Source organism: Avrilella dinanensis (assembly GCF_002807015.1).
In the GTDB taxonomy this organism is placed as follows: Bacteria; Bacteroidota; Bacteroidia; order Flavobacteriales; family Flavobacteriaceae; genus Flavobacterium; species Flavobacterium dinanensis.
In genome coordinates this window covers 79550-92129 of the sequence record NZ_NIPO01000001.1, presented here as the reverse complement: position 1 = coordinate 92129, position 12580 = coordinate 79550, and the positions used below count along the sequence as shown (strand labels likewise).

Below are 12580 nucleotides of genomic sequence, written 5' to 3'. Positions count from 1 at the left end.
GTAGTAAAGTCCATATTATAATTTTTGTCATTATCGTATTTAAACAATTTTTAGCCGCACCATTAATCAGGTGCCTTAAAGTTAGTAACTGAATATTAACCTTTAAATAATTTAATTATTACGTATGAGTACTAACAAAAATTTTAGCAATTATGGCAAAAATTACCAGTCTGCCCGTCATACGGGCATTGGGCATCATGCTGATTGTCCTGTGGTCTTTAGGTATAAAGGCCCAAACAGCACACAACCCCGTCCTGACATGGGATCAGGAAGTAGGGTGTATTGACTACGATGACAAGGGAGAACGTGACTTCTATGATCTGATCGAACAAATTAAAGCAGGCGTTTGTCTTCGCGTTTGTGAACACAGCACTGTAAACTACAGCTTTTCCGCCGACGGTCTTGTCAGCGTTGATTGGCAGGTTACCGGAGGTAACTTGCAAAGCAGCAGCAATACCGGAGCCACTGTCGAATGGGGCAGTAACGGCAACGGAAGTTTAACACTGACCATTACCTACGACGACGATACCGTCGATGTACTGACCATTTGTATAGAAAAAATTATCAGCCCGAAAGCCTATTTTGAAATAGACGGGCCTGAACCACAGCAAAGCGAGTTCTGTACATTTGTCCCTATTTCATTTAATAACCTTTCCGATAACAACGGCGGATCTGCCATTGTCAATTACCTTTGGGATTTTGGCGACGGTACTACGTCCAGCCTTTTTGAACCAACCCATGCTTATGATAATCCGGGAGGTTATACTGTTGTTCTTACCGTAACAAACAGTTGTAACTGTAGTTCGGTTTACAAATGGGATGTAAATATTATGGATGCCAGGGAATTTGAAATTTCCTGTCCGAGTGTGGTTTGTGAAGGGGCTCACGAAACCTATACTGTAAATGACGGGTGTGACGGTGGCGAATGGAAAGTAATTGGCGGCGATATTGTTGCTGATTACGGAACATCTATTGAAGTAGTCTGGAATCAGGTTGATCCAGCCGACGGTTTTGGCTATGTAAGTTATCTTTCACATTGCTCTTGTCCGGTCTGGACGACGGTTAAAGTTCCCGTAATATTAAGAAGAGGACTGATACAGGGACCAACCATTATCTGTCAGGGCGAACAGGGACGCTTTACGCTTCCACAATGGCCCGCAACAGAGTTTGAGTGGATGATAAACGGCGATCCGTACCACCCGATGCTTGTTCATACCGACCAACGCAACGAGATTGTAGTGGACGGGGCAGCTCCTGGCGATTATATGTTGTCTGTACAATATAGAAATACGTTGATAGACGACGGAAACTGTACAGGCTCTGCAGAAATTATGTTCTCGGTTACTGAAAAACCGGTTATTTTAACCGATGATGAACTTACTAATTGTCAGGGTACGGACTTAAACTTCCATATTCAAAGTGGTATCACGGTAGATTGGGAAATCCAGTTAAACGGAAATGTTGTACATACCCACACGGGTTCTACAATGAGCTATAGCTTTCCGGATGCCGGCACACACGTGATTACAGCAGGTTCTACGGGTTGTTGGTCAGACCCTGTAACTGTGGAAATAGTGGAAACACCTGTTATAACAGGTACAATCAGCGGAGAAAATAATGTGTGTCTTGATACACCTTATACTTATACGCTGAGCGAAGAAGAACCCGGCTTTATCTATGTATGGAGCGTGGATAACGGGGACATTATCGGAGATAATACCGGAGCACAGGCAGACATACAGTTTACCAGTTCCCCGGCAACGGTAAGCGTGGTAAAACAAGTGGCAAGCAACGGCATTATTTGTGAATCCGAGGCGGTAGAATTTGACGTTACCGAAATGGTTATTAATCCGGTTATCATCAATGACAGCGGGTTGGCGGAGTTTTGCCCGAGTAGTACAGCTGAGTTTACGGTTGATTTAGGAGGTGTAATTGCTGACCATATCACGTGGAGCATCCGAAGCAGCACCAACGACACCAATTTCGGAAGTATCATCAATGGAATTAACAGCACAACGGCAACCGTTGGTTTTAACGAAATAAGTACCTCGGCAAACGGAATCTTGCAGGTAGATGTGGTTAAGTGTGGTCAGACTTTTACCGATACATACGATATTAAACTGATAGAAAATCCGGTATTGACTATCGGCACAATAGATGATATTTGTCCGTTAGACACAAATCTGATTCCTGTACCGATAACCGTAACACCAATGCCAACAACCGGTCCGATAGAAATTGAGGTATTGATAGACGGAGTCTATCAGGAAACTATTACCTATTCAGGTGGGGCAACGTTGGATATTACTAACAATTTCGGCAACAACTCCAACAGTAATATTTCCAGAACGGTTACCCTTCAGTTGGAACTGTGCAGTTACAGTACATCGGTTTCTCAGGACGTAATTGTATATCCGGAAACGGAGCTGTACATTTCGCCGGACTACAGTTATATAGTGTGCCCTACCAGCTATGGTTCCATTGATTTAACAGCAACGGTATCAACGGGGATTACAGCTTCTACCGAATTTTATTGGTATGAAATATCAGATCCTAATAATCCAATACAAGGACCGCCGGGGGTGAATAGTGAACATTTCTCCATTACCGGACCAAACCCGGGCGGAACTTATTACTTAGTAGTAATCGACCAAAACGGTTGTGAAGTTCGTTCAGATAACATCTACGTAATAGAAGACTGTGGCGACGATCCCGGACCTGGAGGTTGTACGATTTCGCCTGATCCAAATCCAATTATTCTATCGGCTGAGTGGACAGACTGTAATACTATTTATACCGACTTGGATCCCGGCTATTTGCCTACCTCAATTACCTGGACAGGCAGTACACATCTTACTTTAGTGAGTGGGCAAGGAACAGAGAATGCCACCTTCACAACAACAGTACCGGGAGCACACGTGGTAACGGCATACCTGAATTACAGTGGCTGTACTATTGTAAAATCGTACACGGTTGAGAAAAACTACGAAGCCAAAATGTCCACGGAAATAACCTGTAACGGCGACGGTACTTATAATGTGACCCTGCACAACCATTCACTGACCTATAATGCAGGCAGTGTGGGACCTTTGGAATTTACTTATTCCGGACCGGGTGTGCCGACAGGATCTTCAGGCGACAGCGTGTTACTGACCGGCGTATTACCGGGTACTTATACCTATACCATGTATGTAAACGGAGCCCCGTCAAGCGGTACGCCTGAGTGCGAAGTTTCGGTAACAGTAACCTTAGACCCTGAGCCGAATCCGAACTTCTCACTTACACAATTAGAGTATTGTTCTGAAGAAGTGATTACTTTAAGCATACCGGGTGGCTATGTTGCAGGTAACACCTATGAGTGGAGCTTTAATGATACCTCATTTTTTGCCAGCGGAACGGATACAGATATTCAGCTTCCTGCAGGATTGAACCAACCAATTACATTGATTGTAACGACGCCTTATGGCTGTACTTATACCTCTGATCCTGTTTTAGTAGATATTTATGAAGCTGATTTTGAGGTAGGAACTATTGATCCTGATGATGGCGACTTTTGTGATAATAGTAGTGTTATACCATTAACTTATTTACCCGCGGATCCTCTTAACCCGCCTGCCGATGTTATCTGGATGAAAGGCAATGTGCAGGTAGGTACAGGCTTGAGCTATCAGCCTACCGAAAGCGGCAGCTATTGGGTAATATTGGTTGATACCGACGGTTGTAAAAGTTACATAATGGCTGAACATGCTGTGAATTATATGTTGCGTCAGCCACCGTTTGCCAGCATCAGTGGCAGTACCAACATGTGCCAGGGCGAAAGCACCACGTTAATCGGTATTACTACCGACGATGCGGTAGAACACCGTTGGGTTGGACCGTCACTGCCTTCGGGCTACGGAACATGGGTGTCAGGCGATACCAACAAAGTGTTGGATTTAAGCGGACTGAGCTCGGGCACATATACCTATACGTTTGAAACCCGTGCCGGAACCGATCCAAATTGTACCAACAGCTTTACGGCAACGGTGGAAGTACACCCGCAGGTAACCACACCGGTGATCAGTTACAATGTGGTGCTTTGTGATCCGTACACCATACAGCTCACTGCTTCCGGACCAAGTACAGGTACGTATAACTGGAGCAACGGCATGACCGGACAAACGATAGAAGTAACCCACGGCGGGGCGTATAGCGTAACCTATACCGAAACCACAGGTTGTAGTGCTACCGGATATTTGCAAACACCGCACAATCCGGAGCGTGCCTTGTGGGTGGTTCCTTCGGGCTGTTACACGGTTTGTGATGCTTATCTGATCGGACCATTGGGTATGTATGATAACTACAAATGGGAAGTAAACACTATGGTTACCCAAACAGGCAGTAACACGTTTATTCCAAGCCAGCCGGTTAATACCGGAGGTTCTTACCAGTTGTTTATTGCTCAGGACGGTTGTGTTTATGGCAGCAATATTCCGGATATCACGATTGATATTGAAAGATGCCCGCAGCAACCTTGTAATTTTAAACCGCTGTTCAGATTAATGGAAATTATTCCTGGTGGATTTATGTATTACGTGGAACTGACAAACCCAACGGGCAGTCCGATTGCGGTGCATCTGAGCAGCTTTAACGGTTACGGAACATTTGTACCGTCTGTGCTGGTGCTTAATCCGGGATTCAACTCTTTTGTAGTGGAATTTTACGTGAACGGTACTTATATGCCGGGAGCACCGGATATGTTTGTGATAAGCGGACCGGATTGCCAGGACGTCGTAGATGTAAGATTACCGGAAACGCACGGTTTAACATTGGTAGAGCCGGCATCTTTGGTGCTCTCGCCAAACCCATCGCACGATACCACTGTGGTAACGTACAGTACGGGTACAGAATATGATAATGCCCAAAGCATTAAGGTATATGACGTAATGGGCTTGCAGCGATACAATGAAAAAGTAAGCGGAACAGGCGGAAACATTACGCTGGACGTAAGCCGTTTTGTACCGGGCACTTATATCATTACGCTGGAAGCAGACGGCAAACGCATTGCGACCGAAAAATTGATTAAGAAATAAACTGTTTAATTTACAAACGGTGCTAAGAGCTTGGCTCTTAGCACCGTTTTTATTAATTTTATAAGCCAGGAACTAAAACAAACAATTCAAAACTTAAAAATATGAAACAAAAAATACACATACCACATTCGCTAATTGACAAATTACCTCATTGGCTAATTTTCTTTTTTCTTTGCTCTTTCTTCTCAAACGCCCAGCAAACCCAACAACCTTACGAATGGGAATGGGCAATGAATGGAGGATCGAGTTTAGGTGGTTTAAGTGACGAAGCTATTCACGATATAAAAGTAGGAACAGACAGCAATTATTATTTTATCGCTTCAATTTTTGGAACGGGACAGCATAACAATGCACAACTTGACGGATTAACCGTACCAACAAACAATACACCTTCCGGTCCAGAGGATATTTTTTTGTTCTCTACCGATTGTGAAGGACAAGTACGCTGGAGCCAGGCAATAGGTGGTGGGTCGCAAGATATGGCTTTCAATTTAGTATTGGACAGCGAGGACAATGTATATATTGGAGGACGTTTTAACCAGGGCGTTACTAATGCTTCGGGTACTTTTCCTGTTCGTTTTAGCCCTACAGATTCGTTACCCTCTTCCGGTAGTAGTAATGTTGTAAGTGATTACCACAAAAGGATTTTTTTAGTAAAATATGACAAAGATGGTAATTATCAGGGGAAAAAAGCCTTACAAGGCGATGTAGATAGTTCTAACCGTGCTGCACAAATATTAGACCTTGCCATTAGTAACGATACTATCCATTTTATCGTAGGACTACAAAATGGTACTCATTTAGATAATCACGTAACTGTACCAAATACCGTGAGTGCTCATCAGTATTATTTGGCAAAATATGACACTGATTTGAACTATGTTAGCAGTATGCCCTTGCCTATTCCTGATGGTACAGGTTTTTCTATGAGAGATACCCGCTTTATTTATGATGATAATATTAATACTTATTATATAGCCGGAGAAAGAATAGGTTCACCACTTGTACCATTAACTTATGATGGGCAGGCTATTGTAAACCGATCATTTATTATTGCTTTTAAAGGGAATGATGGCAGTAAAAAATGGATTAGAGAGATTTACTCAGACCCTGGTACAAGTAGCAATCTCTCTGGTAACAAAATTAGCTCTGTAGCAATTGATGATAATTCAAACGTTTATGTTGCAGGAAGTAGATTCAGACACCCTACATATCTTGATTTAAAAATTTATGATCCGGCGAATCCATCTGTTACAACCTATAATATTACTACAGGAGCTGATTTTACGGTTCCGATGGCTGTAAAATTTAACAGTGATGGCGATGTACAATGGGTACAGGCAACAGCAGCTTTTAGCACAGGTGTTGTAGCACCTGGTTTACGCCATGGAATAGGAATAGCTATAAATAATAATGAAGTAGCCCTTGGAGCACAGGCAAGTGCAGAGTTTTGGGATAATATAGAAATAGTACGCCCAACCACCAACTACCAACCCGATCCAATATTAGTACGTATAGACAAGCAGACTGGAAATGTGATAGATGTTCACGGGATTGAAGGAGAGGCTATGGGGAGTAAAAGAATGACGGCAGTAGCAGCGGATAATGACGGCAACTATATTACCGCTGGGACTTTCAATGTGGAAATATTTAAAAATAACAATTTAGTAGGTCCGCTATATACCACTGGAGAAGCCGACTTTTTTGTTGCCAAACTGGCAAACAGCGAGTGCGGTTCGGGGTTAAGTACCGATGATTTTAATGCATTGTCGTTTAACGTATATCCAAACCCTACTACGGGTATCATCAATGTGGAAACCACAGAACAGCTGTCAGCATATACAATCTATGATGCCACTGGTAGAAAGGTACGGGAACGTATGTTTGACGGCAGTAACCAGATAAACCTGGAAAACACCAGTAACGGTGTGTATTTTATAAGAATCGTTACCGTAGAGGGCAATGCAGGAACGGTTAAGGTGGTTAAGAGGTAGGTATTTTGCTTTAAGCAGTAAGCTATAAGCAAAATACGTTGATTAGTAGCAACTTTTTTTTACAATATTATATTTTCTAAATAATATATTAAAAAGCTTAAACTATCACTTAATATTATCTTAAGACGCTCTAAAGATAGTTAATGTCTTGAAAGGCTAAATGCTATTGATAAATCTTAAACGCAGAATTTCAGCAATACTAAAACTAACTCAAAAAAAGGAGTAATACAACAATTGATTACGGCAAAAACAATAATAAGATAAACTAATTAACTAGAACTATAAATCATGGCAAAAAGTAGATCCTTTTCTATTTATTTACTTAAAGAAGGTTTCTCTCCAGAAAACGCTTTAAAAGAAGGACATACATTAGAATTAATACAAGAAGACAATACAAGTCTTCCTGAAAATGCAATTATGTACATTTCCAATAAACAAGCTAACCCGCCCTGGTGGAAATCTTATTGGGGAATTAATAAAAATTTAAGTCAATCTCAAAAAGGAGCTTTGGTGTTTCTAAAAGTAAATGAGAATTGGATAGTTCTTACATTCGGTTCAACCTATCACCAATTAAAAGATGAAGCCTATGCTTACGACTTTGGAATAAGGACAACATTAAATGCTTTAGATCCAACCAAGATAAGATCGACAGACATTCTTCAACCAGAAAATGCAAAAAGGCAACGCATTCAGAGTCCTATAGCCTCCGAATTAAATTTCTTCTCTTTTAATAGTGATGAAACTATTTTAAAGAAAATGACAGGTGCTGTAAAAAATGAATATATAGATTTATTTAAAAACATTACTGGTGGTAATAGTTTACGGATATCCTCAAATTTACAATCGGATAAAATATCTGGACTTTGTGAAGAACTTATAGAAATATATGGAAAAGAAGATTATAAGACTAGTTTTCCCGAATTACAAAATATAGTGCCTGTTAAAGACCCGATACTTTTATCTCATTTAAAGAGTAAACTCGTAGAAGCTTTTAATGAAGATCCCGCACCATTGGAATTAGTATTAGCAATACCTGAAATATTTGATTATTCCATTGACTATAAAATTAAATATTCAGGAGAAGGATCATCTAGATTAGAATTTTCGGATGTATATATTAAGGGGTATAGAGAGTATTTACAAGATAGAGGTGTTGAGGAAATTAAAACCACTGAAAAGTTTTCCAAACATAAGTTACGAATCCTTGATGACAATGAAACTTTAATAAAAGAATATTCTATTTATAAGAGCTTATTATTTGACTGTGAATATAATGATAATGTTTATCATTTATGTGAAGGAGAATGGTATCTGATTGAGAAGGATTTTATTCAAAAACTTGCAGAAGAACTGGACCCTATTTTTATTGAAAAGCATGACTTCCTTCATCAATGTGAGAAAAAAAGAGAAGACCATTATAATGGTTCTATTAGTGATGTCAATCAAGATGTAATTTGTTTAGACAAGAAGAATATATCTCCAAATGGTCAATACCAAGTGGAGCCATGTGATCTGATTTACATAAAAGATGATTATTTGGAATTAGCCCATATAAAAATCTCAACTCGATCTTCAAGTTTAAGTCACTTATTTAATCAAGGGGTTAATTCAGTTGAGTTATTACGAAGAAATGATGAGGCAAAAAAGAAATTATTGGAATTAGTACAAGCCAATGCAAATATGGAAACTTTTATTAATGATGGTAAATACCGTATTACTTATGGTATTATTTCAAAAAAAGTAGATAAAAAGTCTATTGGCTTACCCATTTTTTCACGCATAAGCTTGTTACGAATAGTGAATACATTAAAAACGATGAATATACCTGTTCAAATTCTATATATTTATGATAACGTAGATAGAAAGAATTTGGCTGAGGAAGAGAATGAATAAACAAAATCAATATTAAAAGTGTAAAAAATTAAATCATTTGTTAAAATACCGCAAAAGCATGATTCACAAAATATTTTTACTATGCTATACTGAATTAGTCAATACTTAATCTGACAATTATTTTTACACCCAAACTGTCAGATTAAGTTGTGGCTATTACAGCTATACCTATGAAGAAGTAATAAAAATTGCCTGAGAATATCTTACTATTTGTTCTTTCTTGATGGATAATCAATGCTTTTTGTTTTTACTTCATTAAGGACTGAATATAATTGTTTATATTGTAGGCGGACGTCTTTTTCTCTTTTTCTTCTTCTTATAATGAGGAAGCTGTTCTTCTGAATTTTCGTACATCAACGGTTCAGAAGAAAATAAAGCACCCAAAATGCTTACCGCAGAATCGCCAATTGTGTCTATGAGTTGGTCTAAGTCTGGACTGTTATTTTGGTAAATCTCCTTTGCTGTATCAAGAATGTTTTGCCTGTCTGTACCGCTTCTTTTGCTTTCAAGCTGATCCAGCAAATGGACAGCTCTTTTTTGTTCTGCATTGCCATTTTTCATTGTGAGTGCATAGGTCATTGAATCTTTTAATATACGGTTGTAATTGAACATTTGGTCAAAAAGCAGTTCGCCTGATTCTTTGAATGCTATGCGATTGAATTGTCCTAATTTAGCAGAATGTTGTTTGTTGCGACCTCGGGAGTTGTTCATCGGACTGAGTTTGATTTTATTTGTAATATCTTTACGACTGACAATAATCTGTACGTGCATTTGTTCTCCTGCTTTGGGCTGTCCCAACTGAGCAATTCCTTCTTTTACTTCTTCATCTGTATGATGATAATAACGATAATGTTCGAGTTTTCCGTACCACAATAAATCATTGCTACTTTCAATTCCGGGACGTTTAAAATTACGTGCATAGGTGTCCATTACACCAACTGCATATTTTTTTAATTGTTCTTCTGCCCCTTTCTCGCCAAACTTTTCTTTGAGATAAATAATTTCTTTTTCACTCGGACTAATGTTGATCAGAAAAAACTTCGCATCGTTCCTGCTTAATTTGGCTACATTGTTGTCGATGTTTACCCGTACTTCCTGTGGGGAAATATCGCTGTTCAGGCTATTGAACCATAATTCATTTTCTATTTTTTCTTCAAACGCTGTACGGTTTTCTTTTTCCAGATAATTGACCAATTGCCCTGAACTTCCTTTGTTATCGCCAGTCTCGGAATCTGTAATATTTATGTACATAGCCTACAAATTTTTGAGAGATTGCTTTACGTGAGCGATAAGCTCTTCTTTCTTAGTTCCGGATGTAGTCCAGCCCATTTCCTCTCGTTGGTTTATATAATAATCCAACAATTGACTGAATTGCTCTTTCAAAATTTCTTTCTCTTTCTGTTTTGAAATAAGATATTTGAGACCGTTTATAATCTGTTCACTTCTTTTAGAAAGTATTATTGTTTGCTCACTTTCGGTTAAAAGATGTTTGCCTATTCCTTCCAAAACCTCCTTTTGCCTTAAAGAAACACTTTTTAAAACACCGCTATCGGTAAATAGTGGTAACAGAAAATCTTTTTCCTGCTGACGGATAAAAGATAAAATGCGGCTGATGCCGGAAGACAGATCTTTTTTCAATAGCTCATCTCCAAAATCTGAAGGATCTTTTTTGCTCCGGTAAAAATAATCCACCATCTGACAGAAAAGTTCCTTTTTGCTACGTCCAAGACTTTTAGCCAGCTTCTCTATCTTATCGTCCGTTTCTTTGGGATAACGGATACTGTTGGTATCTCTTTGTTTCATAATATCTTATATTCTAAATACTGATATACCCTACGGTATATCGTTTTCCTTGTTATATGTAGCCTGAAAGACTACAAGTATACCTTTGGTATACTAAAATCCTCTGCAACGTCAGTAAAGAGGCAAGCGAGTAGGGCTCTGCCCAACTCCCGCTTGCTTTTTTCAAAACATCTGTATGCTCCTTAAATATTCTCATTGCTGTTGTATTTTGTTTTCAAAAAAAATTATGGAATAATTTATTTTCATTAATAGTACCTTGCTCTGAATAGAAGTCTTAAATTCGTTTCTGGAACGGATTGGGGTTTGCCAAAAACAGTTCCGTAACACTCTTTATTCCATACGTAAATACTTTGTTTTTAGCACGTTAATATTCCTTTGCAAAGTAAAGGAATAATCAACATTTTTAACTTGGACAAATAGTGCCCCTGAACGCCAAATGCTGCCACACGTAAATAAAAGGCTGAGAAAAGTCAAATCGGGAAAAAGCAGGCAGGAAAAAAGGAAAGCATTGGTATTGGATTTATACCTTTGCAGTTGAAGAAAATGATCTATGGAAATATTTGTAATTGGAGCTATTTTATTTTTTTGTATTGGAATTGTTTTAAGCTTAATTGGGAGTGGTGGGGCAATTTTAACAATCCCCGTTTTAGTTTATGTATTTGATGTTAATCCCTATTGGGCAACTTCATATTCGATGTTTATTATGGGGATTTCTAACTGGATAGCTACAATTGACAATATTAAAAGGCAACATATTTTGTATAGGCTGGGATTATACTTTGCAGTACCCGGATTAATTGTCACTTACATCATACGGAGATTTATTCTGCCGGTCATTCCCGATATTATATTTGAAAACAGCTTAATTATAATTTCAAAGGGAAATGTAATTATGCTTGTTTTTTCATTACTTATACTTACGGCTGCAATCAAAACCTTAAAAAGTAAAGAGATTGAAACAAAGCTCTTTGTATCACGTAATTATACCAAAAACATTTTGCAAGGAGCCGGAATTGGCTTAGTTACGGGATTTGTAGGGGCTGGCGGCGGCTTTTTAATTGTACCTGCTCTCATTTTCACAACAGGAATCCAACTGACAAACGCAATAGCAACGTCGTTATTTGTAATATCTATCACAACGACTTTGGGTTTTTTAGGCGATTTTAATTCGTCTGTTGAAATAAACTGGAAACTTTTGTTTTTTTGCACAGTTTGCTCTGCCTTAGGAGTTATTACTGCCAACTCCATAAAGGATAAGTTGAGCAATAAAGGGTTGAAATTCTTTTTTGGGTATTTTATTCTGGCATTAGGTATTCTTGTGTTTATTATCGAAATAAACAAATTAGAAATTAAAATCTAATAAAGTATCGATTTGTTGTTTGACAGCTCTTCAATAGTTCGAGAAATTGAAGGAAATCTATGACGAGAAATACAAACCGTTGTTTTGACAGCAATGAGTAAGTGGTGTGTTTCTCCCTCTTAAAATTACTTTCAAAAAGAAAAAAACAGAAAAAAAAGAAAGCCGTTCAATCAAGACGGACACGAAGAAAAACCAAAAGGAAACGGAATAAGTCCCGAAGGGTGGCAGGGCAAACACAACAACTCGGCGAAGCCACCATTTGCCCTGCCATTATGCCGTAAGCTTTTGGTTGGATGGTGCGGTGGGTGTCCGCCTTACCTTTGCGGTGTTTTTATTTGTTTTTTAGATAATTTCTTTCAGCAACTGAAACTTGGAAAGGGTGCAAAAAATATAGGTTGGGAGAAGTAGGGATTTTTTTTGCACTGTTTCTCAATTCCAATCAAAACTCTTTAATCATC

General features: G+C 38.8%; 6 protein-coding genes. 4 read left to right on the top strand and 2 right to left on the bottom strand.

The genetic code is table 11. The annotated features are described in order from the left end of the window. Positions 1 to 152 precede the first annotated feature (152 nt). From CDL10_RS00390 to CDL10_RS00380, 3 genes are all read left to right on the top strand, one after another. Entirely contained in the window at positions 153 to 5072 is a 4920-nt protein-coding gene (locus CDL10_RS00390; RefSeq protein ID WP_100676693.1) for a PKD domain-containing protein, read from the top strand. A 101-nt stretch (positions 5073 to 5173) separates the two neighbouring features. Further along, entirely contained in the window at positions 5174 to 7066 is a 1893-nt protein-coding gene (locus CDL10_RS00385) for a T9SS type A sorting domain-containing protein (protein ID WP_100676692.1), read from the top strand. A gap of 288 nt (positions 7067 to 7354) precedes the next feature. Next, positions 7355 to 8959 (top strand): DUF6119 family protein, encoded by a 1605-nt coding sequence (locus CDL10_RS00380; RefSeq protein ID WP_100676691.1) that lies wholly within the window; start codon positions 7355 to 7357, stop codon positions 8957 to 8959. A 276-nt stretch (positions 8960 to 9235) separates the two neighbouring features. Here CDL10_RS00380 and CDL10_RS00375 read toward each other — a convergent pair whose 3' ends face one another. Together CDL10_RS00375 and CDL10_RS00370 are read right to left on the bottom strand one after the other, a co-directional pair. Beyond that, positions 9236 to 10210 (bottom strand): DUF5712 family protein, encoded by a 975-nt coding sequence (locus tag CDL10_RS00375; RefSeq protein ID WP_100676690.1) that lies wholly within the window; start codon positions 10208 to 10210, stop codon positions 9236 to 9238. 3 nt (positions 10211 to 10213) lie between these two features. After that, entirely contained in the window at positions 10214 to 10762 is a 549-nt protein-coding gene (locus tag CDL10_RS00370) for a BfmA/BtgA family mobilization protein (protein WP_100676689.1), read from the bottom strand. A gap of 550 nt (positions 10763 to 11312) precedes the next feature. Between CDL10_RS00370 and CDL10_RS00365 the strand changes: the two genes are divergently transcribed. After that, positions 11313 to 12122: a sulfite exporter TauE/SafE family protein gene (locus CDL10_RS00365; RefSeq protein ID WP_100676688.1), complete on the top strand. Its 810-nt coding sequence runs from the start codon at positions 11313 to 11315 to the stop codon at positions 12120 to 12122. The last annotated feature ends 458 nt before the right edge of the window (positions 12123 to 12580 follow it).

What these genes read in the sequence shown, in the direction of transcription:
- CDL10_RS00390 (WP_100676693.1), top strand. Translation starts at nt 153, where the DNA reads ATGGCAAAAATTACCAGTCTGCCCGTCATACGGGCATTGGGCATCATG.
- CDL10_RS00385 (WP_100676692.1), top strand. Translation starts at nt 5,174, where the DNA reads ATGAAACAAAAAATACACATACCACATTCGCTAATTGACAAATTACCT.
- CDL10_RS00380 (WP_100676691.1), top strand. Translation starts at nt 7,355, where the DNA reads ATGGCAAAAAGTAGATCCTTTTCTATTTATTTACTTAAAGAAGGTTTC.
- CDL10_RS00375 (WP_100676690.1), bottom strand. Translation starts at nt 10,210, where the DNA reads ATGTACATAAATATTACAGATTCCGAGACTGGCGATAACAAAGGAAGT.
- CDL10_RS00370 (WP_100676689.1), bottom strand. Translation starts at nt 10,762, where the DNA reads ATGAAACAAAGAGATACCAACAGTATCCGTTATCCCAAAGAAACGGAC.
- CDL10_RS00365 (WP_100676688.1), top strand. Translation starts at nt 11,313, where the DNA reads ATGGAAATATTTGTAATTGGAGCTATTTTATTTTTTTGTATTGGAATT.